This is a genomic window from Aliiroseovarius zhejiangensis (genome assembly GCF_014656375.1).
Classification (GTDB): domain Bacteria; phylum Pseudomonadota; class Alphaproteobacteria; order Rhodobacterales; family Rhodobacteraceae; genus Aliiroseovarius; species Aliiroseovarius zhejiangensis.
On record NZ_BNCH01000003.1, the window covers coordinates 301,729 to 325,194 of the forward strand.

Below are 23,466 nucleotides of genomic sequence, written 5' to 3' on the forward strand. Positions count from 1 at the left end.
CCCTGGACGCAGGGGCGCGTGTTCTCTCATTTTTCAGGTGAACCCATGACGGATCAAAGCCCCAACGACCTTTTCCATGCGTCAAGCTTCATGCAAGGTCACAACGCTGAGTATCTTGAACAGCTCTACGCCCAGTATGCGAAGGACCCGAACGCGGTGGACGCCGCGTGGCAGGCGTTTTTTGCCGAGCTTGGGGATGATGGCGGCGACGTGACCGCCGAGGCGGCCGGGCCGTCCTGGGCGCGCACCGACTGGCCGCCAATGCCAACGGGCGACCGGGTTCACGGGTTGGACGGCCAATGGCCGGAAGAGCCGGTGGCCGAAGCGAAATCGGCAGGCAAGAAGATCGAAGCGAAGGCGGCTGAAAAGGGCGTCCAACTGTCTGACGATCAGGTCAGGCGCGCCGTGCTGGACAGTATCCGCGCCCTGATGATCATCCGCGCCTATCGGATCCGGGGGCATCTGGTGGCGGATCTTGACCCGCTGGGCATGCGCGAGACGACACCGCACCCCGAACTTGATCCCGCGTCCTATGGGTTCACCGAGGCGGATATGGACCGCCCGATTTTCATCGACAACGTGCTGGGGCTGGAAGTCGCCTCGATGCGGCAGATCCTGGCGATTGTGAAAAGCACCTATTGCGGCACATTTGCGCTGCAATACATGCATATTTCCGATCCCGCCCAATCGGCTTGGCTGAAAGAACGGATCGAAGGGTTTGACCGCGAGATCAAGTTCACCCGCGAAGGCCGCCGCGCCATCCTGAACAAGCTGGTCGAGGCCGAAGGGTTCGAGAAATTCCTGCACGTGAAATACATGGGCACCAAGCGGTTCGGTCTGGATGGGGGCGAAGCCCTGATCCCCGCGATGGAACAGATCATCAAACGCGGCGGTGCGCTGGGCCTGAAAGAGATCGTGATCGGCATGCCGCACCGGGGCCGTCTGTCGGTTCTGGCGAATGTGCTGCAAAAACCTTACCGCGCGATTTTCAACGAGTTTCAGGGCGGCAGTTTCAAACCGGAAGAGGTCGATGGCTCTGGCGATGTGAAGTACCATCTTGGCGCCAGCTCGGATCGCGAGTTCGACGGCAACATCGTGCACCTCAGCTTGACCGCGAACCCGTCCCACCTTGAGGCCGTGAACCCGGTCGTGTTGGGTAAGGTGCGCGCCAAGCAAGAACAGATGAACGACAAGGACCGCGATCAGGTGTTGCCGATCCTGCTGCATGGTGATGCGGCGTTTGCCGGTCAGGGTGTCGTGGCCGAGGGGTTTGGCCTGTCTGGTCTGGTCGGTCACAAGACCGGGGGCACAATGCATGTCATTGTGAACAACCAGATCGGGTTTACCACCGCGCCGCATTTCAGCCGCTCGTCGCCCTACCCCACGGATATCGCGCTGATGGTGGAAGCGCCGATTTTCCACGTGAATGGTGACGATCCCGAGGCCGTGGTTCACGCCGCCCGCGTCGCGACCGAGTTCCGCCAGAAGTTCCACAAGGACGTGGTTCTGGACATTTTCTGCTATCGCCGTTTTGGTCACAACGAAGGCGACGAGCCGATGTTCACCAACCCGCTCATGTACAAGCGGATCAAGAAGCACCAGACCACGCTTCAGATCTATACCGATCGGCTGGTCAAGGATGGTTTGATCCCGGCGGGCGAGATCGAGGACATGAAAGCCGCCTTCCAGGCCAAGATGAACGAAGAGTTCGAGGCCGGGAAGGAATACAAGCCCAACAAGGCCGACTGGCTGGATGGGCGCTGGTCGCATCTGGAACGCGAAAGCGATGAATACCAGCGCGGCAAGACCGATATTTCCACGGACACGCTGGCCGAGGTCGGCAAGGCCCTGACAACGGTCCCCGAAGGCTTTCCGCTGCACAAAACCGTGGGCCGGCTGCTGGAAGCCAAGAAAGAGATGTTTGAAACCGGCACCGGCTTTGACTGGGCAACCGGCGAGGCGATTGCCTTCGGATCTCTCTTGACCGAAGGTTTCCCGGTTCGCCTGTCGGGTCAGGATGCCACGCGCGGCACGTTCAGCCAGCGCCATTCCGGCCTGATCAACCAGGACACGGAAGAACGCTATTATCCCCTGAACCACATCCGCGAGGGTCAATCGCGGTATGAGGTGATCGACTCGATGCTGTCGGAATACGCGGTGCTGGGCTTCGAATACGGCTATTCGCTGGCCGAACCCAACGCGTTGGTGATGTGGGAAGCGCAGTTCGGCGATTTTGCCAACGGTGCGCAGATCATGTTCGACCAGTTCATCTCGTCCGGCGAGTCGAAATGGCTGCGCATGTCCGGCCTGACCGTCCTTTTGCCGCATGGCTATGAAGGGCAGGGGCCAGAACACAGTTCGGCCCGTCTGGAACGCTTCCTGCAAATGTGCGGCGGTGACAACTGGATCGTGGCCAACTGCACCACGCCTGCCAACTATTTCCACATTCTGCGCCGCCAGCTTCATCGCGGCTATCGCAAGCCGCTGATCCTGATGACGCCGAAATCGCTTCTGCGTCACAAGTTGGCGGTGTCGGATGCCAAGGACTTCACCGAAGGCTCCAGCTTCCACCGCGTATTGTGGGACGACGGTGATCGTGACAATGGCACCGGCCGGTCCGAGGCCAAGCTGGTCACGGACAAGAAGATCAAGCGCGTCGTGATGTGTTCGGGCAAGGTCTATTACGACCTCTTGGAAGAACGCGACCGCCGCGGCATCACCGACATCTATCTGCTGCGGCTTGAACAGTTCTATCCCTTCCCCGCCATGTCGGTGGTCAAGGAACTGGAACGCTTCAAGCAGGCCGAGATCGTCTGGTGTCAGGAAGAACCCAAGAACCAGGGCGCCTGGTTCTTCGTCGAACCGAATATCGAATGGGTGCTGACCCGGATCGGGGCCAAGCATACGCGGCCCGTCTATGCCGGGCGTCCGGCATCGGCGTCCCCCGCCACCGGTCTGGCATCACAGCACAAAGCACAACAAGAGGCGCTCGTCGACGCGGCGCTGAACATGGAAGGAAATTAAGCCATGAGCATTGAAGTAAGGGTCCCGACACTGGGCGAAAGCGTCACCGAAGCAACCGTCGCAACCTGGTTCAAGAAACCCGGTGATGTGGTGGCCGTGGACGAAATGCTCTGCGAGCTTGAAACCGACAAGGTGACGGTCGAGGTCCCGTCCCCCGCCGCCGGTGTGATGGGCGAAATCGTCGCGGCCGAAGGGGAAACGGTGGGTGTCGACGCGCTTCTGGCCACGATCAGCGAAGGCGAAGGGGCCGCCCCTGCGCCTGCTCAGGACGCCAAAGCCGACAGCAAACCCGCAAGCTCTGACGCGCAGGCCGTCGACGTGATGGTGCCCAGTCTGGGTGAAAGCGTGACCGAAGCGACCGTGTCCAGCTGGTTCAAGCAGGTTGGCGATACCGTCGCGCAGGATGAAATGCTGTGCGAGCTGGAAACCGACAAAGTATCGGTCGAGGTCCCGGCCCCGACAGGAGGTGTTTTGGCCGAGATCCTCGCCCCCGAAGGCACAACCGTCGACGCGTCGGCGAAACTGGCCGTGATCAGCGGCAGCGCGGATGGGGCCGTGGAACCCGCCCCCAAACCCGCATCGGCACAGGCGTCGGCAACGACCGGCAAGGATGTCGAAGACGCCCCCTCCGCCAAGAAAGCCATGGCCGAGGCCGGTCTGAAACCGGGCGATGTGCAGGGTACGGGCCGTGATGGTCGCGTGATGAAACATGATGTGGCCGCTGCTGTTGCCGCACCGAAGGCTGCGCCTGCCCCGGCAGCCGCGCCTGCCGCCCCGCGCCCTGCTGGCGACGCCGCGCGCGAGGAACGCGTGAAGATGACGCGCCTGCGTCAGACCATCGCGCGCCGTCTGAAAGACAGCCAGAACACCGCCGCCATGCTGACCACCTATAACGAGGTGGACATGACCGAGGTGATGGCGCTGCGCAACGAATACAAAGCCGAGTTCGAAAAGAAACACGGCGTGCGTCTGGGCTTCATGTCTTTCTTCACCAAGGCCTGCTGCCACGCGCTGAAGGAAGTGCCGGAAGTGAATGCCGAAATTGACGGCACCGACATTGTTTACAAGAACTACGTGAACATGGGTGTCGCTGCTGGCACGCCCACGGGTCTTGTGGTGCCGGTGATCAATGATGCTGATGCCATGTCCTTTGCCGCGATCGAAAAAGCGATTGCCGAAAAGGGCCGCAAAGCCCGTGATGGCAAGCTGTCGATGGAGGAAATGCAGGGCGGCACCTTCACCATCTCGAACGGTGGCGTCTATGGCTCGCTCATGTCCTCGCCGATCCTGAACCCGCCGCAATCGGGTATCCTTGGCATGCACAAAATCCAGGACCGCCCGATGGCGATCAACGGAGAGGTCGTCATCCGCCCGATGATGTATCTGGCGCTGAGCTATGACCACCGGATCGTGGACGGCAAAGGCGCTGTGACCTTCCTTGTGCGCGTGAAAGAGGCGCTGGAAGATCCACGTCGGTTGTTGATGGATTTGTGAAGGAAGAGAAGTATCTCAGATGGTTCTAATTGTTACGTGTATAGTGATCGCGGTGATAATCAAAACCATTTGGGATCTACTTTTTCGCAAAATCGAGCGAGAGAAGCTGTTAGCGTCATATGCTGAGAGTCCTCTGTCCCATTTGTTTACAATGGTTTGGGCGGTATTCTTTGTGATGTTCTTCGTGGGAATATTCGTTCCTATGTTTGGAAATATCCAAGTGACTGTGTCAGGCTGGAAGGTTTGGCAGATCGGTTTTTTCGGTAACTTTGGTATGTGGCTGATCACCTGGTTCATAGACGTCGATGAATTAGACGAAAGCAGGTAGGGCCAAGGAGAAACATGAAATGATCGAGTGCGAATTAGGCTACAGCAGTTTCACCGACGTTTACGTTGAAAGTTGCGGAAGACATGAGCAAGCTGGGGCTAAGCACACATGACCCCCGAACTCACCATCCTCGCCCTCGCAGGCCTGCTGCAAGTGGTCCAGTTCTGCATCTACTCCGTTCTGGCGCAGATGCAGGTCGGGTCGAAATACGCGGCCTCTCCGCGCGATACGCCGCGCGAGTTGACGGGCAAGGCGGGGCGCGCGCAGCGGGCGTTGAACAACCATTTCGAAGGGCTGATCCTGTTCACCGCCGCCGTGGTGGTGGTCACCGTATCGGGGCAATCCACCGCGACGAGCCAAACATGCGCCTATGTCTATCTGGCCGCGCGGCTTTTGTATCTGCCCGCCTATCTTTTTGGCTGGTCGCCCTGGCGATCGCTGATCTGGGCCGTGGGGCTGATCGCGACGGCGGTGATGTTGATCTCGGCGCTCATATGAATATCACTAGGTAAAAACATGCTCCGGGGCGCGCCGGGCGAGGGCTGACAGAGGCCACGCCCGGACCCCAAACGAAAGGACAAGACACATGGCAGACTATGACGTAATTATCATCGGCGGCGGCCCGGGCGGCTATGTCTGCGCGATCCGTTGTGCCCAGCTGGGTCTGAAAACCGCCTGTGTCGAAGGGCGCGAGACCCTGGGCGGCACCTGCCTGAACGTCGGCTGCATCCCGTCCAAGGCGCTGCTGCACGCGTCCCACAGCCTGCACGAGGCCGAACACAACTTCGCCAAGATGGGCCTGAAGGGCAAAAGCCCCTCGGTCGATTGGAAGCAGATGTTGGCTTACAAGGATGACGTCATTGGCCAGAACACCAAGGGCATCGAGTTCCTGTTCAAGAAGAACAAGGTCGATTGGCTGAAAGGCTGGGGCTCGATCCCCGCCGCCGGTCAGGTGAAGGTTGGTGACGAGGTGCACAAGGCCAAGCATATCGTGATTGCTTCCGGATCCGAGCCGTCCAGCCTGCCTGGGGTCGAGGTGGACGAAAAAGTCGTCGTGACCTCGACCGGGGCGCTCGAGCTGCCGAAGGTTCCCAAGAAGATGGTGGTGATCGGGGCCGGTGTGATCGGGCTGGAAATGGGGTCTGTCTATGCCCGTTTGGGGGCCGAGGTGACGGTGGTCGAATACCTCGACATGATCACGCCGGGGATGGACAAGGATCTGGCCAAAACGTTCCAGCGTGCGCTGAAAAAGCAGGGTCTGAGCTTTGTCATGGGCGCGGCTGTTCAAAGTGTGGACGCCAAGAAAACCAAGGCCACGGTGAACTACAAGCTGCGCAAGGATGACAGCGATCATACGATTGACGCCGATGTGGTGCTGGTCGCCACCGGGCGTCGTCCCTATGTCGACGGTCTGGGGCTGGACGCGCTGGGCGTGAAGATGACCGAGCGCGGGCAGATCGCCACGGATCATTGGAAAACCTCGGTCGATGGGATCTGGGCCATTGGCGATGTCATCGAAGGTCCGATGCTGGCGCACAAGGCCGAGGATGAAGGCATGGCGGTCGCCGAAGCCATCGCCGGTCAGGCGGGCCATGTGAATTACGACGTCATCCCGGGCGTCGTTTATACCGCACCCGAGGTGGCGTCCGTCGGCAAGACCGAAGAGCAGTTGAAGGAAGACGGCCGCGCCTACAAGGTCGGCAAGTTCAGCTTCATGGGCAATGGCCGCGCCAAGGCTGTGTTCCAGGGTGACGGTTTCGTGAAAATTCTGGCCGACAAAGACACCGACCGCGTGTTGGGCGTTCACATCATGGGCCCCGCAGCGGGGGAGTTGATCCACGAAGCGTGCGTGTTGATGGAGTTCGGCGGGTCAGCCGAGGATCTGGCCCGCACCTGCCACGCCCACCCGACTTTCTCGGAAGCGGTGCGCGAGGCGGCGCTGGCCTGTGGGGACGGCGCGATCCACGCCTGAACCCACCCCCACCCCAAAGAGAAAGCCACCGGATCGCTCCGGTGGCTTTCGTGTTTTTGGCTCTTACGAGTGTCAGATCAGTGGAACTTGCGAATTTCCCCTGACTTGAGGCGTGACAGATAGCTGTTCAGCTCGGTCTTCACGATCGGCATCAGGCAATACAGCGCCACGATGTTTACGACCGCCATGGCAAAGATCGCCGCGTCCGAGAAGTCGATCACCGGGCCAAGGTTGGCCGAGGCGCCGATCACCACGAAGATGCAGAAGATCACTTTGAACACGATCTCTTTCGTGTGTCCTTCGCCAAACAGGAAGGTCCAAGCCTTCAGCCCGTAATAGGACCAGCTGATCATGGTCGAGAAGGCGAACAGGATCACCGCGATCGCCAGCACGTATTTGAACCAGCCGAAGGTCGACGAGAAAGCCGCCGAGGTCAGCGCCACGCCCTTGTTGCCGTCGATGGTCTGGATCGTCGATGCGCCTTCGTCCAGCAGGTACATGCCCGTGGCCGGGTCGCTGACCAACTGACCGGTGATGATGATCACAAGCGCAGTCATCGTGCAGATGACGACAGTGTCGATGAACGGCTCCAACAGGGACACGAACCCTTCGGTGATTGGTTCTTTGGTGCGCACGGCCGAGTGGGCAATGGCGGCCGAGCCAACGCCAGCCTCGTTCGAAAACGCGGCCCGCTTGAAGCCCTGGATCAGCGCGCCGACCATACCGCCCGCGACACCAAGACCGGTGAAGGCCCCTGCAAAGATCTGTCCGAAGGCCCAGCCGATCATGTCGGCATTCATCAACAGGATGACCAGCGCGGTCAGAACATACATGACGCCCATGAACGGCACGACTTTCTCGGTCACGCTGGCGATGGATTTCAGGCCGCCGATGATGACCGCGAACACGATTGTGGCAAACACGATGCCGGTAATCCAGCCGGGGAAGTCACCGACCACATTGGCGATCTGCGCGTGGGCCTGGTTGGCCTGGAACATGTTGCCGCCACCCAACGCGCCGAGGATACAGAAGACCGAAAACAGGATCGCCATAAATTTGCCCGCAGGCAACCCACGTTCGGCAAAGCCCTTGGTCATGTAATACATCGGGCCGCCGGACACGGTGCCGTCTTCGTATTCATTGCGATATTTTACACCCAAGGTGCATTCGGTGAATTTTGACGCCATGCCCATCAGACCCGCAAGGATCATCCAGAACGTAGCCCCCGGCCCACCGATGCCCACTGCGACCGCAACGCCCGCGATGTTGCCAAGCCCCACGGTGCCCGACAGGGCAGTGGCGAGCGCCTGGAAGTGGCTGACCTCGCCCGCGTCATCGGGGTCGGAATAGTCCCCTTTCACAAGCGAGATCGAATGCGGAAATGCTCTAAACTGGATCAGGCCGAAGTAGATCGTGAAGATTGTTGCCGCGATCACCAGCCAGGCCACGATCCAAGGAAAGGACGTGCCCGGGAAGGGGCTGAAGATGAAGCTGACAAACCAACCGGTCGAGCTGGCAAACATGTCGTTGATTTTTTGGTCCATGGATTGGGCCATCGCGGGCGCCGTCGCTGCCAGCATGACCGGTGCGGCCCATGCCGCTTTTTTGAAACTGTTTCTCATGACTATCCCTGTTCGCATTGTTATTTAAGGAACGATGGTGACCGGCACCGGCGAGATTTGCGCCAGCGTGCCCGCGACCGAGCCGAAGATGCGCGATGACAGACCTGAATGGCCGGTGCGCCCGACCACCACCTGCGTGGCGCCCTCGGCTTCGACGATGTCACATAGCGTGTCGGCAATGCCGCCATATTTCAGCGCGGTTGTCACCGTGACGCCGCTGTCAGCCAGCCCTTTGACGACCGGGGCCAGCACGGCGGTTTCGGCGCGCTCCAGCTCCTCGGCCCGCCGCTTGTGGCGTTCCTCGAGTTCGTTGGGTGTCAGGAACGAATAGGGCGACCATTCCAGAACATGGGCCACCACGATGGCCGCGCCCTGCGATTTGGCCAGCCCGACGGCGAAATCCAGCGTCGCTTTCGAACTGTCGCTGCCATCGTATCCGACGACGATCTTGTTGGACATTTTCTTCCTCCCTTGTGTGAACGTGTCACGTGTTAAGCAACTTCAGCCTAGCAGTGGTTGGCTTGAAAAGGTTCCTTATTTTCTTGCGTGAAAGGATAATTTACGTAAAAACTACGAACCAGAACAGAATCTTCGGAAAATATACGATGGATAAGCTAGACACTAGAATACTTTCCATCCTGCAAAAGGATGGCGCGATCTCGATGTCGAATCTGTCTGACCAGGTGGGGCTGTCCATTTCCGCCTGTCACCGGCGGGTCAAGATGCTTGAGGCAGACGGGCTGATCACCAACTACGCGGCGCGCCTGAACCGCAAGGCGATCGGCTTCGAAATCCAGGTGTTCATCGAAGCGAAGCTGGTCAGTCAGCGGCGGGAAGATATTCAGGCCTTCGAAGCAGCGATTCTGGACATGCCGGAAGTGCTGGAATGCCACCTGATTTCGGGTGATTTCGATTATCTGCTGCGGGTGGCGGCGCGCAATACTGAGGATTACGAGAAGCTGTATCGCGAACGACTGTCCTCGATCCCATCCTTTGCGCAGATGAAAACGCTGCTCAGCCTGTCAACGGTGAAAGAGTTCCGGGGCTTCCATCTGGGTTAGTCGGGCGTCAGTCTGCCACCAGCATTTTCAGGCCCTGCGTGACGTCCGTGCGCACGGCAAGTCGCAGGGCAGGCTCATCCCCCGCGGCCAGAGCCGACAGGATCATCCGGTGATGTCGTTGCAGATCGGTGCGCTGACGCCGGGCATAAAGGGCGCGCATGGTCGGGCCAAGTTGCAGCCAGACGGTTTCGGCCACCGCAAGGATCGCCGGGGCCTGCGCGCGCAGATAGAGCGTGCGGTGAAACTCCAGATTGGTGCGCAGATACCCGACCGCATCCTGTTTGGTCACGCATTCCGACACCCGCACATTGATCGCCCGCAGCCGGTCGATCAGCGCCATATGGGCGCGGGGCAGGGCGCGCGCAGCCAATTCCGGTTCCAGCAAGGACCGCAACGCGGCCAGTTCCTCGATCCGCTCCGCCGTCAGGTCGGGGGCCGATACGCGGCCCGAACTGGACAGGGTCAGCGCGCCTTCGGCGGCCAATCGGCGCACCGCTTCGCGGGCCGGGGTCATCGAGACCTCGTATTCCGTGCCGATCCCCCGGATGGTCAGGCTTTGCCCCGGATCCAGTTCGCCATGCATGATGCGCGCGCGCAGGCTGCGATACACGCGTTCATGGGCGCTGGAGGTGTCGGATTGTGGACGGGTCTGGGCCTGCATGATGAGACTGTGATCACAAATGCACGCGGCGTCAACTGCCCCAGTGATCAGTCGCGAAAACGATAGCGTTGCAGGTCGCCACCATGCTCGCGCAGCCATTTGCGCGGAGCCTTGTAGTCCGGGCAGATCGCCGCGACTTGCGCCCAGAACGCGGGCGAGTGATCCATATGCACAAGATGTGCGACCTCGTGCGCGGCGACATAGTCCAGCACCGGTTCGGGGGCCATGATCAGGCGCCAGGAATACATCAGGTTGCCTTGTGAACTGCACGACCCCCAACGCGAGCGCGTATCGCGCAAGGTCAGGCGGCCAAAGTCGCGGCCCACCCGCGCGGCATAAAGGTCGCTGGCGCGGGCCAGCCGGTCACGTGCCGCGCGTTTCAAAAGCGCCTCGATCCGGGCAGCGGTCTGGCGGTCGTCACCGGGCGGCACAAGGATCTCGCCGTGACGGATCCGGGCCGCGCGCAGGGGGGCCTCGCAAATCAGGTGGGGCTGGCCAAGATATGGAATGGTGGCACCGATATGCGGGCGTTGCGCGGGCTTGGTGTCGGCCAGGTGCTTGCGAATCCAGTCGGCCCGTTCGTTGACGAAACGCACCGCCTCGTGACGCGAGGCGCCATGCGGAACCGTCAAAGTCACGCGGCCATCCACTTTGGACACCCTGAGCGACAGCCGCCGCGCGCGCGCCGACGGGCGCAACAGGACGGACAAATCAGGATTGCCCCCAAGGTCAATTCGTTCGGCTTCGGTCAGCCGGTCTGCCTGTTTCGACCAGAACATGCGGCCCCTTTTTTCCTTACAAATGCCCGGCGATCCGCCCATAAGGGGAAAAGCCTTTGACACCTCTGCACACATGTGGCAGTTGGCGGCAAATCTCGCACGACTTAGACAGAACGGAAAGGGTTTTAGATGCCCAAGGAAGAATGGGGCGTAAAGCGCGTCTGCCCCACGACTGGTAAACGGTTTTATGACCTGAATGCCGACCCGGTGGTCAGCCCCTATACGGGCGAGGTTGTGAACCTCGAAACTGGCAAGGCGTCGCGCACGATGGTGGCCGACAAGGAAGATAAGGCCGCAATGAAGGACGATCTGGTCGACGACGCAGATGCAGTTCTTGAAGACGATGACGATGTCGATGTCGATCTGGGTGATGATGTTCTGGACGATGACGATGAAGAAGATGTCTCGCTGGACGAGATCGCCGATGTCGCTGCAGATGACGACGACTAAGCGGTACTGAAATTTTGGCAAAGGCGCTTTTTTAGGCTTGAACCCCAAAGCGCCTTTGCATAAATACCGCGCATTGACGGCGGAAACGCCATCGGATGGGGCCTTAGCTCAGTTGGTAGAGCGCTTGCATGGCATGCAAGAGGTCAGCGGTTCGACCCCGCTAGGCTCCACCATTCTTTTTCACATACATTCCCGACGATCCTGTGACTGGGTCGGTCAATCATCACGCGTGCGGCTGGGCGGCAATGCGCCTGACGCCTGTGTCGGTGGGCGGTTTGTCGCCGTATTGTTGTGATCACCCCTTCGTTCATCGTCAGTCCCGATCACCAACTGTCTTGTTACGGAACTCAATGCATTGTGCTGCGTTGAAACAGGAACGATTTATCGAACACGACCAGTTGGAGATCGCAGATGCGTAATACCTGGAAATCGACGACGGCCTTGATTGCCACCTTGTCCCTTGCTTTCCCGACGCCCGGAGTGGCTCAGGCCAAGACCAAGGGCGAGGTTCCGAAGTTCATGTGCATGGATGGGACCGAGACACCTTGTGAAAAGGGTGTGAAGAAAATCAAATCCGACAAGATGATTTGTGAAGACGGCGCACCCTTGCCGTGCGCCGTAGGTGTACACGCCGTCCCGAAAACCGCAATGATTTGCGAGGACGGCACAGATCTTCCTTGTGCTGACGGTGTTGCCGCAAGCCTGCGCCCTGAAATGGCCGAGCAGTTGGAAGCCATGCGCAAAGGTGTCGTGACCGAGGAAGCGGTCGAGGCTGCTCCCGCCCCGACGGAGACGGACGCCCCGGCTGCGGAAGCGGAAGCCGAGGCCACCGTCGAGGCCGACGTCACCCAAGAAGCTGCCCCGGCGGAAGCGACTGCCGAAGCCGATACGACTGCAGAAGCCGACGCGCCTGCAGAGGAAGCGCCGGCAGAGGAAGCGCAGGTAGAAGAAACGCCGGCAGAGGAAGCGCCCGTCGAAAACGCGGAGGCTGCGCCAGCCCCGGAAGCCCCAGCGGAAGAAGCAGCTGTCGCTGAACAAAGCCCGCAAACGGATGAGACCGTTCAAACTGAACAGGCTGCCGAGGCCACTGCCGAGGCCGACCCCGCACCCGGCGACGATGCTGCCGCTGATTCCACGTCTGCACCGGGTGGTGACGCTGTCGCCGTTGAAACGCCCGAGGCTGACGGGCAGGCCGAAAGCGCGACCGAAGCAGATGCCAACGCTGACGCAACCGCACAAGACAGCACCGCGCCGGTTGCCGATGACACGACGGCCCAGGCACCTGAAAGCGATGTGACCTCAGGCGAGGAAGCGGCGTTGGCTGAAGCCCTGGCCGAAACGGACACCGCGGAAGAAATCGCGGTGCAGGCAGAGCCGGTGCCGGACCTTCCCGTCCAGCCCGAAGCTGAAAGCGGCGAAGCCCCGGTGGCCGCCGCCGCTGACGCCTCGGCAGATGCCGAGGCTGACGCCGAGGTGAGCGAAGAAGTCGTGACCGAGGAAACGGCCCGGTCCTCGGACGAAGATTTCGCGACCAAGATCACCGAAGCACCGAAAGACGCGTCCGAGAACAAACCGGATGCCAATATGTCCGATGACAAGGAAGGTGGCCTGACCAAAGGCGAGAAAGCCATACTGCTTGGCCTTGGGGCCGTGGCGGTTGGGGCCATGCTGTCCAACAATCGCGAAGTTGCGCTGAACTCAGGCGATCGGGTTGTGGTCAGTCGTGACGATGGCACCTACGAGGTTATCAAGGATGACAACGCGTTGTTGCGTCAACCCGGCACGAAGATCCGAACCCAGACCTTTGGTGATGGATCGACCCGCACGACCGTGATTCGCCCTGATGACACCGAAATCGTGACCATTCGCGATCCTGAATACCGCGTGCTGCGCCGCGTTTACGTTGCCGCCGATGGCACGGAAACCATTCTGATTGATGATACTGTGGATGTGGAACCGGTCGATGTGGCGTCGCTGCCAGCTCCGGCTCCGCAACCTGAACTGACTGCGGATGCGGACGAAGAGGCTTTGCGCGCCGCCCTGGCACGTGAGGCCGAACTGGACCGACGCTTCAGTCTGGCTCAGGTCCGCCACATTCCACAGGTGCGATACCTGGTGCCGGTGATTGACCTGGATGCGATCACGTTTGAAACCGGCTCGGCCGCGATCCGTCCGGATCAGGCCAAGTCTCTGGCCCGTCTGGGTAAGCTGATCCAGAGCTACGTTGAGCAGGATCGAAACGAGGTGTTCCTGATCGAAGGTCACACCGACGCGGTGGGTGCGGCCGCCTACAACCTGGCCTTGTCAGACCGCCGCGCCGAGTCCGTGGCCCTGGCGCTGACCGAGTATTTCGATGTGCCGCCGGAAAACCTGATCGTTCAGGGGTACGGCGAAGAGTTCCTGAAGATCGAAACCCAGGACGCTGAACGGGCAAACCGCCGCGCCAGTGTGCGCCGGATCACCCAATTGCTGCGCTAGGCGTTGACTGCCTTGCACAAATTTCTCACCCGTCCGCTTCCAGCGGGCGGGTGTGTTTATTGAAACACAGACAGGTCAACGAAGGATCCAATGGCGCTGGCCAGGATCGGCGACGCGATGGCGATCATGGATTTGAACGCGTCCATGCTGGCGATGCGTCTTATGTCGAACCCCTCCAGCTTGCGGCCCAGTGCGGTTTCACCAACCGATGCGCTGGCCTGTTTGAACCGTTCGATCCGCACCTTCAGGATCAGGCTGACCGGCATATAGAACGACAAAATCAGCACCGTATAGGTGACGCCGCGAAACATCGACAGCGAACTGACCACCTGATCATGCGCGTGGCGCAGGTCCGGGTCGGCGATCATCGGACCCGGCCATTTCATCCAGGACAGCATCAGCACCATTCCGATGGTCAGAAGCACACCGGCGCAATACAGGTATCGCTGGGTGCTTTCCTGCGCGTTTTGCAGGGTCATTGCCTCGGAAATCAGTGCGGATTTGCTGCGGCGGTCAAGGCCAACGGGTTGTGCCAGTGACAGGACCATGCCAGCGATGATCGCGGCGGCGGCCAGTGAGGTCAGGATATTGACGTGATCCAACAGGTATTTCATGGCAAAAAACGCGCCCATGCCGTCGCAGGCGGCTTCAAGCGCCCCCCCCGGAAGGCAACCGGGCAGTTTGCCGATGCCAAGCGCGGTGTGAAACAGGTCTTCACCCAGCAGCGACTGGCTTTCGAAACTGGCTGGCATCCAGTCCGGCTCGAACGTCGAAAAGCTGAGCGTGACAAGGATCACCCCGACAATGCCGACCATCGTAAAGCAGATCGATCGCTTCGTGTGGCGCGCATAAAGTTCGAACGAGAACATGGCGATCAGTGTGATCGTCACCGCCACGAACAGAAACAGAGCCGCAAGAAACTTGTAGCGCCCGTTCAGTTCGATCAGCGGGGCCATCGGCGCAAGCTCGACCCCCGCCAGCAACAGGCCTGTGTCGCCGAACGTGCCCAGCAGGTATTCGGACGCGGTCAGCACCGCCACCGGCAAAAGCAGGATCAGCAGATACCGCGGCGCAATCTGCAACTTTGCTGATATCACCGGTTGCGGCAACGGTTCTGCATCGCTCTGGGGCGGCGTTGGAGCGGGCGCGTCCGTCATCCGATGTCGATATCCGCGATCAGGGACTTGCGCGTGTCCGACAGCTTGTCGCGAATAATCTCGCGCACGTCAGCATAGATCGTCGGGCTGAGCGATACCTTTTGCGCGGACAACCAGTATTCAAGTTCGTTCTTGCCCCAGGATACGAACAGGATGTTCTGCTTCTTGTCCTTGAAGGTGAAGTTGAACGCCCCCAGCGCCATCGAAATCACATCGCCCGACGCCTCGGCACTTCCGATCTGGAAGTTGCCGCCGGTGGACGATGAGGTTTCGAAATCGAACAGTTTAATTTTGCCATCATTTGCCGCAAGACCGCGCAGCGCCTCCATCGCGCTTTCAACGATCTTGAACTGGTTGCCGGTCGCCACCTGCGCCAGCGTGGCCAGGATCACCTTGTCGAAACTGCCATTGCCTTTCATCTTCTGGCTGGCCTCGAACGGGGCGGCTTCGCGCGTCCAGCCCATCAGGCTGAGCATGTCCATGTAAGTTGCCTGCCAAGCCTCGCGGTCCTTCACCGGATCCGCCTTTGCGTCCGCTGCGCGCTGGGCAAAGAGGGTCGAGAGAAGCACATCCTCTTTCTGGCTGGGGGTCAGGTTCTCGACGAAGGAAATCACGCTGGAGGCATTGACCGCCGCTTGCAACGATTGCTGGTGTGCGGCGTTTTCCGAGGTCGGATCGAAGTCGTCGCCCGAGCGGCTGACCGGATCGGCAAAGGCCGAACTGCGCGATTTGGCGCCCGGAGCGGAGCGTGGTTTCGCCAGCATGGTTCCGATCAGGATCGCGATACGTTCGGCCAGGTCGCGTGGCTCGCGTTTTTTCAAAGGCGAAGCGCCGGACAGCTTCTTGTCGCGAAACGCGGGCGGCCATGTGGCGTTGACGCCGCGCGTGTCGATATGTGTGAAGCTGTTGTAGCGCCCAATCCCGCCTTTGAAGAACCCTTCCTTGTCGCGCAACCAGCGCAGGGCTTTCGCGGCTTCGGGTGCAGTCATGCCGGACACTTTGAAGTCCAGCGCGCAGAATTTCATGTGCTGGCTTTGTCTGGCGCCACCGATACAGGCATTATAGGCCGGGCCGCGATAGGCGTTGGTGATCGCAATGGGCTTGCCGATCCGATCGCGGAAATGATCCAGAGCCTGCGCGGTCTTGGCGATATTGGTCCACAGACTGCGGGGGGGATAGGTGTTCTTGCCCTGACATTTCCCGCCGGGCGTCGAGTGCCCGCCGCCCAGGATCAGGAATTCATCCGTGCTGAAGTTCTTGAGACGCAGCGACCGGATAAATCCGTCGAAGTCCGCGTAATCAGCCCATTCCAGCGCGGCTGTCGCACTGCGAAACCCAGCGCCTCGGGTTTTGGCCGACAGGATCGCGTCCACCTCGGCATCGGGCAGAAGATCGTTTTCATCGCCTTCATCTGCGTCCTCGGCCACGGTGGCTGGCGGGGCAGAACGAGATTTCGTGGCGCTGCTGCAGGCACTGGCCGCCATGCCTTCGGGCTGCAACGTAAAGGGCCGGTCCAGCACGAAATTCGGGTCGCGTAGCAGCCGCTCAAACAGTTGCGGCGTCTGGCTGTCACTGCCGATCTCGTCGTCAATGGCTGTGCGGAAGGCGCGGTAGTCGCCGCTGAACCGCCCGTTATCCCAGACCTTCAACAGTGCGCCGGTGAAAGCGCCGTTCTCTGGCCCGTCCATCGCATATTGCGTGTCCTTGCAGGCGCCAAGGTTCAGGACGGACGCCTGAATCGGGCTGCTCAGCGGCGCGGTCATCACGCTTTCCTTCATCGCGCTATAAGATTTCGAGGCTTTGCGATACGCCGCTTCATTGGCCCGCCACACCCTGTCCTCGACATAAAGCGGCATGGCGCGGATCCGTGGATCCTGCGGCATGGCCCGGCCAAACAGTTCGGCCGGTGCGGTGGGGCCAAAACGCGCCATCGACCCGGAATGGCAGGTGTCGGGCATGATCAGCACCCGTACACCGTCCTTGAACTTGGTCCACAGCATGTAAAGTTCATCATCGGCAATCTGGAAATCATACAGGCACAGGGTTTCGTCCATCCGCTGGCTGTCGTCGTCGTGGTCCTCGTCCTGATTGAAATCAGGCACCCGCCCGCCATGACCCGATACGGTGAACAGGAACATGTCGCCCGGTGACAGGTCTTTCGCGGCGCGTTCGATCTGGTCGACGACGTTTTGCCGGGTGGCGTCGCGGGTCAGCAGAAGCTGGGGTGTGAAACCCTCGGCCTCGGCGATGGTCCGCATCGCCAGCGCGTCGGCCTCGCAGGCGGTCAGTTGACCGTCCCATCCGTCGTAGTGGCCGGGGTCCACGGTGTTGACACCCACATGCAGGGACATGCCCTTGGCGGGACCACCTGCGATCACGGGCGGGGTTTGAAGGGCGCGGGACAACTCGGCGGCAGACCCGAACGGGCCGCTGATTACCCTGGGCGGGCCGCTGCGGGCATTGGCGATGCGGTTGATCTCGCGCTCGAACTTGCGCGCCACATCGCCATAGCCTTCGCCGGTCGGGTGCAGCCCGTCGAACCAGCGGTGATTGCCCACCACGCCCCGGCAGTCGATATAGGTGACATGCGGCATGGAGCGTGCCAGCCGGCGCAGGCGGCGGTTGAACTGGTCCATCATCTCGGCGGCGATGGCCATTTGCAGGGCGCGGTTGCGGATGCCCCGGCTTTCCATCGGTTTGCCCAGCCACTTGTCCTTGTTGGGCACCGGATAGTCATAGCCGTGGCACAGGATACTGACATAAGGGAACTTCTGATGCACCTGCCGGAACATCCGGCCATAATGGCCAAGTGCGTCATCCAGAAGCGCCTGGAAGGACGGCATCAGATAGTCGGCGGGGGCAAGGTCAGGGTCGAACGCCTCAAGATGGGCAGCCAGCGCGCCACCGGCGACCAGATCGTTGCCACCACCGGACAAAAGCAGAATCTCGGCCCCCGTTTCTTCCAGCGCGCGGATGTATTCCTGCTGGTCCGCCATCCGCTTCAGAAGATCCCCCGCCGCGCCCAGAGAATAGACCGCGTAAGTGTGCATAAGGTGGTCGATCGTGTCCCGCAGGCGGATCGGATACTGGAACCAACTGTCCCCTTCGGAGACGATAATTGGCCCGTCATATCCCCGCGCCAGCTTTTGCTGGAACACATTTCTGCGGCTCATCCGCGCAAACCAATTGGCCGAGTTCATCAGGGCCGCCGTGCGCTGGGCCGCATTCGGCCCTCGTGGGATCTGAACCGTCGCCGGGTTCAGTTTGAATTTCGGAGAAAAAGGACCTGATCGTTCCTCGTCCAGTATGAAATACTCGGCGAAATCGCTTTCATCGGCGTCTATGTCCGCCATTTTCGACATCAGTTCTTCGACGGTGATCTTGGTCACGGTTCTTCTCCTTTTTGCGGCGTTCAGTGTCCCTTTTCCTGAAATCCTCGTATGCACTCGAAAATGCTGTTGGTGATGGTGGGGTCGTCGTTCAGGACCGATTGGGGGATGCGATCCAGATCGTGTTTCTGTGCGGCGATCCGGTTCAACCGGAACACGGCGTTCTGCACCGGAGAGGCAGCGTCGTCCGGTACCCCGGACATGCCCAGGAACGGGCGCGGGCGCAGCAGATAGGGGGCTTGGGTGTCATCGGCATTGCGCGGCAGGGGGTATCGGTCTTCAAAGGCGCGCGACACAAGATGCAGGATGGACTTGCCATAGGCGCCGAAGGTCACCCGCTCCTCCAACTCGGGCGTGGGCACGTAAATGCGGGCGCGAGGCGCGGTTTCGTATTCCAGATATGCCTGCACCACGGGCTTGCGCGACGATGACTTGCGCTTCTTCTTGCCCTTGGTTGCGCCGTTCATCACGTTGATCAGAGGCACCAAACGTTTCTTTGCGCGCGGCATTCCGATGGCCGGATGGATCAGGTGCAATGTGTCGAACCGGTCCATGCCGCCGGGTTTCAGGGATGCGGGGTCAAACCAGTGCGTCTTGTGTGCCAGAAGCGACAGCATTTCGTGCACCACCAGCGCGCCGGCCCCTTCCGCCACGATGTGCAACTCGCACCCGGTGTTCTTCTTCAGGTCAAGCAGGTCGAACAGCAGATCGCCGACAAAGCCGGTCTTGATCTTGTCCAGTTCCTCGTTCTCGAAATCCTCATAAGGCAGTTCTTCCGTACCACGCAGCGCCCGCCGGGCACCCAGTTCGATGTCGCGCCAGAACGCCCGCCCCACACCGCGCACACGGTTTTCGATCAATTCGTCCAGATGGGCTGCGTTTTCGCCAGCCTGTTCTTCGCAACTGTCAAACAGGCTTTGCAGCACCTCAAGCGACTTTTCAACGAAGCTGTTGCACCAGAAAATCGTGTATGGATACAGGCCCAGATCCTTGATCAGGGTCTTACGCCCGACCGCGTCGGCAAAGGCAGGCTTGATCCCTTCCAGACTGCCCGGGATCCAGATCAGGACGCCGCGATACTGATTGTCTTTGTTGGCCGGGTCGGCCTTCGGGTCCAACCGCTCGGACAGGTATTCACGGGTGCGGGTCCAGCCGTTCTTGAAAGACGGATATGATCCGGTCGCCACGTGATAGCCATCATCCAGATGCATGTAGTGACCCACCAGCTCAAAACACGGGGTCGATCCGGACTGGATCGGGCTGCTGTCGCCCTTGGTGCCTTTCTCGCCCACCGATGCACCGAAGGCGGAGGGCGCAAACACGCCCAGCCGCAGCACCCAGCTGTCGACCACATTCTGCGCCCAGTCGGCATAGGACCACAGGGCGATTCCGGCCTGCCCCTGATAGCCACCCCATTTCGGCCCCCAGGAGTTCAGGACATGGAACCCGTTTTCGTCATAACCGGTGATGACGAAGGCATGGGTGCCGGTCTTGCCCAGAGCAGGGGGCCAGATGATCCGCCCACCGTTGTCCGGCGTTGCGCCCAGCCAACCGTCATGCACATTCGCCGTGGTCAGGATCGCTTCGGCATCGTTCAGGGCGGCGTGAAAATGGTTCAGGATTGACGCCAGTCTGAAATACGCGCCCAACCCGATCTCGCGCGCTTTCTTGGCCTGCCCGACGGTGGTGAACCTGCGCCCCTTGTCTGGCCCGTCAGTCAGATAGCAATCGCTTTGCCAGCGCCCTTCTTCGGTGCTCGCTTCCCCAAACGGCCAGTCGCGGCAAACCCCGTGGTGATAAAACCCCTTGATCGCGGATCTGAGCGTCAGGATGCCTTCTTCGGCCGTGACCTCGCCGTTTTCCAATTCGGGATAGCGGTCGTGGAAGGACGCCATGCGATACAGCATATCGGCGCTGACAATGTCTTTCTGCACTTCGGACAGATCTGGTTTGGGCGCGTCGCTGATGCTGGGCGTGCGGCGCAAATGTTGCAGATGGCGTTGAATGTCGATCAGGTTGGCCAGCGCAAACCCCACGCAGCGCCCGCTGTTGCCCTGGTTGCGCGCGCCAAAGATCGGCACCTGCAACCCTGTGTCGGGATCAGCCGTCAGCAGGCGCGGATTCAACGACACCGTGTCGCGCAGCACCGTCAGATTGGGCACATAATCCTGATCACGCAGGTCCACCCAATCGGCGCGCACGCCGGTATCCTTGATCAGGGAACGCGCAAAACTGGTCATCGAAACAACCGTCCCTCACAAACCAAATTGGTATTAAAAATCAACTAAACTAAGAAATAAGAATGCCTTACTCTATCAGATTATTGTGCCGAATACAAAAACACTCTGTTTCTGGGCGCGTGTCGGCCCGACCGACAGGCGGGGTCATCCACTGTGCCTCATGTCAGGTGGTGGCATTTGGGGATGTCATCCGGTCGGGGATGGCGATAGGTTTTCCGTTGATCGATACCATGCGCCGGAGGGGCCTTGACGCAGCCTGTTTCAGACGAACGACAGACGAACACGCCCGTGATCTGCACGGCCGGGGTGGATGGGGTCGTGGTGCGCTTTGCCGATACGCTGAGCGAGGCTGCGAACCGGGCCGCGCTGGCCTTTCGCGCCGCGGTCGAGGCAGCACAGTGGGACGGGGTGCAGGAAACCTCGTCGTCGCTGGTATCAACCTTTCTGCGCGTTGATCCGCTTGTCGTGGACCACGATCTGCTTGTGAATGACCTCCGGACCTTGCTGAACAGCCGTGACTGGTACGCGGCCGGGCTGCCCGAGGGGCGGCGCCTGTGGCGTATCCCTGCCGTGTTCGGCACGGACCTTGCCCCGCAGCTTGCCCAGGCCGCCGCGCAGGCCGGCATGAGCGAGGATGAGGGCGTTGCCTCGCTGACGGCGACACGGTTGCGGGTGCAAACCATCGGCTTCGCGCCGGGTCAGCCCTATCTGGGCACGTTGCCCGACGCCTGGGATATCCCCAGACAAAGCCAGTTGACCGCACGGGTGCCCGAAGGGGCGCTGGCGGTGGCGATCCGACAGCTCGTGCTGTTCTCGGTCCCGACACCGACGGGATGGCAGCATGTGGGGCAGACCGCCATGCGCCTGTTCCAGCCCGAAGCCCCGGACCCGTTCCTGCTGCGCGCGGGTGACGAGGTGCAGTTCACCCCCACCACGCCCGAAAAGTTGCACCGGATGCGCCGGGATCCGAAGGGCGGCGCGACCGTAACGGTGATCGGATGAGCGAGGGCATCAAGGTTCTGTCTGCCGGGCCGGGTGTCACCCTGCAGGACAGGGGGCGCCCCGGCTGGCTGAATGCAGGGCTGTCGCGCGGCGGGGCCGCCGATCCGCAGGCTCTGTCCGAGGGTGCCGCACTTCTGGGACATTCCGACGATCTGCCCGCACTTGAAATGGCCGGGATGGGCGGCGCATTCGTGGCCCAGACCGATCTGCGCCTTGCCCTGACCGGCGCCCCCATGCAGGTGACGTTGGATGGCGAACGGCTCGCCTGGAATGCCAGCCATCACTGGCCCGCTGGCGCGCGTCTGTCGGTTGGCGGCACAGTGTCGGGAGGGTATGGATACCTGCATGTGGGCGGCGGCTTCATGGGCCACGCGCAATTGGGCGCGTGCTCGGCGCATTTGTCCGCGGGAATCGGGCGGGCGGTGCAGGCGGGCGACGTGCTTGCGGTGCGGCGCGATCTGGGCGGGCCGGTTGGCCTGGCGTTGCCCGTCGATGATCGGTTCAATGGCGGCAGCGTGCGGATCGTCGAAAGCCTTCAGACCCACCTGTTTGCACAGAACGAACGCGAAAGGTTCACCACCACTACCTTTCGTCGCGACACACGCGGCAACCGGATGGGTCTGCGACTTGTGCCGCCGGAGGGTGGGTTCCACATCGACAGCGGTCGCACCATCCTGTCCGAGGTGATCGTGCCGGGGGATATTCAGATCACCGGCGACGGCACGCCCTTTGTGTTGCTGTGCGAATGCCAGACCACCGGCGGCTATCCCCGCATCGGCACGGTTTTGCCCTGCGACCTGCCAATCGTCGCCCAGGCCCCGGCAGGGGCGCCGCTGCGGTTCCGGTTCGTCGAGTTGGACGAGGCGACAGCGGCCGAACGCAAGGCCGCGTCGGCGCGCCAGACCCTTGTGAAGAGGCTCAGACCCCTGATCCGCGATCCCCATACGATCCCCGATCTGCTATCTTATCAACTGATCAGCGGCGTCACCGCAGGGGATGACGACACCGGCGAGAAGGAAGACAAAGATGGCACGGTCAATTGATCTGAATGCAGATATGGGCGAAGGGTTCGGCCCCTGGTCGATGGGGGATGACCGGGCACTTTTGGACATCGTGACCTCGGCCAACATCGCCTGCGGCTTACATGCCGGGGATTGGGACGTCATGGCCGCAACGATGAAGAACGCCGTAGCCAAGGGCGTCGGCATCGGCGCACATCCGGGATTTGCGGACCTGCATGGTTTTGGCCGACGTCGGATGGACCTGCCGCGCGAGACATTGCAGAACCTCGTACGCTACCAACTTGGGGCGGCGCAGGCGATGGCGGCGGCGGCAGGCGGGAAAGTGCGCCATCTGAAGCTGCATGGCGCGATGGCAAACATGGCCGCCGAAGATGCAGACATGGCGCGCGCGTGTTACGAGGCCGCGCTGTCCATTGCGCCCGATCTGATCATCATGGTGCTGGCAGGAACTGCACAACAGGGCGCTGCCCATGACCTTGGCTGCGCGACGGCCTGCGAGATATTTGCCGACCGTGCGTACAACGACGATGCAACGCTGGTTGATCGCAGCCTGCCGGGCGCGGTGATCCACGACCCCGATCAGGCGGGTGCGCGGATGGTCGAGATGGTGCGCGACGGCGCGATCATCACCGAAAGCGGCAAGCACATTCCGACCCGGATCGACACGATCTGCCTGCATGGCGATACGCCGTCCGCCGTTGCAATCGCCACTCAGGTGCGGAAGGCCCTTCAGGACAGCGGGATCCGGCTTGCACCTTTCACGGGCGCACCCGTCTAGCGATTGTTC

General features: G+C 61.0%; 17 protein-coding genes and 1 tRNA gene. 11 read left to right on the top strand and 7 right to left on the bottom strand.

Features of this window, described 5'->3' with window-relative positions; genetic code table 11:
• The first annotated feature begins 45 nt into the window (after positions 1-45).
• The 4 genes from IE188_RS09410 to lpdA all read left to right on the top strand — a co-directional run bounded on the left by IE188_RS09410 (position 46) and on the right by lpdA (position 6,818).
• A complete protein-coding gene (locus IE188_RS09410; RefSeq protein ID WP_191286230.1) occupies positions 46-3,024 on the top strand; it encodes a 2-oxoglutarate dehydrogenase E1 component in 2,979 nt (992 codons plus the stop codon).
• Between the two features lie 3 nt (positions 3,025-3,027).
• Positions 3,028-4,518, top strand: a complete 1,491-nt coding sequence (odhB, locus tag IE188_RS09415; RefSeq protein ID WP_191286231.1) for a 2-oxoglutarate dehydrogenase complex dihydrolipoyllysine-residue succinyltransferase — start codon at positions 3,028-3,030, stop codon at positions 4,516-4,518.
• 436 nt (positions 4,519-4,954) lie between these two features.
• Entirely contained in the window at positions 4,955-5,344 is a 390-nt protein-coding gene (locus IE188_RS09420; protein ID WP_191286232.1) for an MAPEG family protein, read from the top strand.
• Positions 5,345-5,432: 88 nt separating this feature from the next.
• Complete coding sequence (lpdA, locus tag IE188_RS09425; protein WP_191286233.1) at positions 5,433-6,818, top strand: dihydrolipoyl dehydrogenase; 1,386 nt, start codon at positions 5,433-5,435, stop codon at positions 6,816-6,818.
• Positions 6,819-6,895: 77 nt separating this feature from the next.
• Here the strand turns inward: lpdA and IE188_RS09430 are convergent, their stop codons facing one another.
• Together IE188_RS09430 and IE188_RS09435 are read right to left on the bottom strand one after the other, a co-directional pair.
• Positions 6,896-8,440 carry an alanine/glycine:cation symporter family protein gene (locus IE188_RS09430; protein ID WP_191286234.1) on the bottom strand — a complete coding sequence of 515 codons (1,545 nt, stop codon included), beginning with the start codon at positions 8,438-8,440 and terminating at the stop codon, positions 6,896-6,898.
• 24 nt (positions 8,441-8,464) lie between these two features.
• A complete protein-coding gene (locus IE188_RS09435; RefSeq protein WP_191286235.1) occupies positions 8,465-8,899 on the bottom strand; it encodes a universal stress protein in 435 nt (144 codons plus the stop codon).
• Positions 8,900-9,045: 146 nt separating this feature from the next.
• Here IE188_RS09435 and IE188_RS09440 point away from each other — a divergent pair, with 146 nt between their 5' ends.
• Positions 9,046-9,501: an Lrp/AsnC family transcriptional regulator gene (locus IE188_RS09440; protein ID WP_191286236.1), complete on the top strand. Its 456-nt coding sequence runs from the start codon at positions 9,046-9,048 to the stop codon at positions 9,499-9,501.
• Positions 9,502-9,508: 7 nt separating this feature from the next.
• Here IE188_RS09440 and IE188_RS09445 read toward each other — a convergent pair whose 3' ends face one another.
• Positions 9,509-10,162: a GntR family transcriptional regulator gene (locus IE188_RS09445; RefSeq protein WP_191286237.1), complete on the bottom strand. Its 654-nt coding sequence runs from the start codon at positions 10,160-10,162 to the stop codon at positions 9,509-9,511.
• Positions 10,163-10,209: 47 nt separating this feature from the next.
• On the bottom strand, positions 10,210-10,941 hold the full coding sequence (locus tag IE188_RS09450; RefSeq protein WP_191286238.1) for a M48 family metallopeptidase: 732 nt from the start codon (positions 10,939-10,941) through the stop codon (positions 10,210-10,212).
• Between the two features lie 129 nt (positions 10,942-11,070).
• On the opposite strand from IE188_RS09450, the gene IE188_RS09455 reads away from it, so the two are divergent.
• The 3 genes from IE188_RS09455 (at position 11,071) to IE188_RS09465 (ending at position 13,869) form a co-directional block, all read left to right on the top strand.
• Positions 11,071-11,391, top strand: a complete 321-nt coding sequence (locus tag IE188_RS09455; RefSeq protein ID WP_191286239.1) for a TIGR02300 family protein — start codon at positions 11,071-11,073, stop codon at positions 11,389-11,391.
• A gap of 97 nt (positions 11,392-11,488) precedes the next feature.
• Positions 11,489-11,564, top strand: a tRNA-Ala gene (locus IE188_RS09460).
• A gap of 238 nt (positions 11,565-11,802) precedes the next feature.
• A complete protein-coding gene (locus tag IE188_RS09465) occupies positions 11,803-13,869 on the top strand; it encodes an OmpA family protein (RefSeq protein WP_191286240.1) in 2,067 nt (688 codons plus the stop codon).
• Between the two features lie 56 nt (positions 13,870-13,925).
• On the opposite strand, the gene IE188_RS09470 is transcribed toward IE188_RS09465, so the two are convergent.
• The 3 genes from IE188_RS09470 to IE188_RS09480 all read right to left on the bottom strand — a co-directional run bounded on the left by IE188_RS09470 (position 13,926) and on the right by IE188_RS09480 (position 20,655).
• Complete coding sequence (locus IE188_RS09470; RefSeq protein ID WP_191286241.1) at positions 13,926-14,951, bottom strand: hypothetical protein; 1,026 nt, start codon at positions 14,949-14,951, stop codon at positions 13,926-13,928.
• Positions 14,952-15,022: 71 nt separating this feature from the next.
• Positions 15,023-18,415 (bottom strand): D-Ala-D-Ala carboxypeptidase family metallohydrolase, encoded by a 3,393-nt coding sequence (locus IE188_RS09475; RefSeq protein ID WP_191286242.1) that lies wholly within the window; start codon positions 18,413-18,415, stop codon positions 15,023-15,025.
• A 23-nt stretch (positions 18,416-18,438) separates the two neighbouring features.
• A complete protein-coding gene (locus IE188_RS09480) occupies positions 18,439-20,655 on the bottom strand; it encodes a C1 family peptidase (protein WP_191286243.1) in 2,217 nt (738 codons plus the stop codon).
• Between the two features lie 246 nt (positions 20,656-20,901).
• Between IE188_RS09480 and IE188_RS09485 the strand changes: the two genes are divergently transcribed.
• The 3 genes from IE188_RS09485 to IE188_RS09495 are packed head-to-tail and all read left to right on the top strand — an operon-like array spanning position 20,902 to position 23,457.
• Positions 20,902-21,657: a 5-oxoprolinase subunit B family protein gene (locus IE188_RS09485; protein ID WP_191286244.1), complete on the top strand. Its 756-nt coding sequence runs from the start codon at positions 20,902-20,904 to the stop codon at positions 21,655-21,657.
• On the top strand, positions 21,654-22,700 hold the full coding sequence (locus IE188_RS09490) for a 5-oxoprolinase subunit C family protein (protein WP_191286245.1): 1,047 nt from the start codon (positions 21,654-21,656) through the stop codon (positions 22,698-22,700). Before IE188_RS09485 ends, IE188_RS09490 begins: the two co-directional genes overlap by 4 nt.
• The gene (locus IE188_RS09495; protein WP_191286246.1) at positions 22,684-23,457 is read left to right on the top strand and encodes a LamB/YcsF family protein; all 774 of its coding nucleotides are present in this window, start codon (positions 22,684-22,686) and stop codon (positions 23,455-23,457) included. The genes IE188_RS09490 and IE188_RS09495 overlap by 17 nt, the downstream gene beginning before the upstream one ends.
• Positions 23,458-23,466 lie beyond the last annotated feature (9 nt).

Bases quoted from the DNA above. Each gene is read 5' to 3' on its own strand.
- IE188_RS09410 (WP_191286230.1), top strand. From the start codon at position 46: ATGACGGATCAAAGCCCCAACGACCTTTTCCATGCGTCAAGCTTCATG.
- odhB (WP_191286231.1), top strand. From the start codon at position 3,028: ATGAGCATTGAAGTAAGGGTCCCGACACTGGGCGAAAGCGTCACCGAA.
- IE188_RS09420 (WP_191286232.1), top strand. From the start codon at position 4,955: ATGACCCCCGAACTCACCATCCTCGCCCTCGCAGGCCTGCTGCAAGTG.
- lpdA (WP_191286233.1), top strand. From the start codon at position 5,433: ATGGCAGACTATGACGTAATTATCATCGGCGGCGGCCCGGGCGGCTAT.
- IE188_RS09430 (WP_191286234.1), bottom strand. From the start codon at position 8,440: ATGAGAAACAGTTTCAAAAAAGCGGCATGGGCCGCACCGGTCATGCTG.
- IE188_RS09435 (WP_191286235.1), bottom strand. From the start codon at position 8,899: ATGTCCAACAAGATCGTCGTCGGATACGATGGCAGCGACAGTTCGAAA.
- IE188_RS09440 (WP_191286236.1), top strand. From the start codon at position 9,046: ATGGATAAGCTAGACACTAGAATACTTTCCATCCTGCAAAAGGATGGC.
- IE188_RS09445 (WP_191286237.1), bottom strand. From the start codon at position 10,162: ATGCAGGCCCAGACCCGTCCACAATCCGACACCTCCAGCGCCCATGAA.
- IE188_RS09450 (WP_191286238.1), bottom strand. From the start codon at position 10,941: ATGTTCTGGTCGAAACAGGCAGACCGGCTGACCGAAGCCGAACGAATT.
- IE188_RS09455 (WP_191286239.1), top strand. From the start codon at position 11,071: ATGCCCAAGGAAGAATGGGGCGTAAAGCGCGTCTGCCCCACGACTGGT.
- IE188_RS09465 (WP_191286240.1), top strand. From the start codon at position 11,803: ATGCGTAATACCTGGAAATCGACGACGGCCTTGATTGCCACCTTGTCC.
- IE188_RS09480 (WP_191286243.1), bottom strand. From the start codon at position 20,655: ATGACCAGTTTTGCGCGTTCCCTGATCAAGGATACCGGCGTGCGCGCC.
- IE188_RS09490 (WP_191286245.1), top strand. From the start codon at position 21,654: ATGAGCGAGGGCATCAAGGTTCTGTCTGCCGGGCCGGGTGTCACCCTG.
- IE188_RS09495 (WP_191286246.1), top strand. From the start codon at position 22,684: ATGGCACGGTCAATTGATCTGAATGCAGATATGGGCGAAGGGTTCGGC.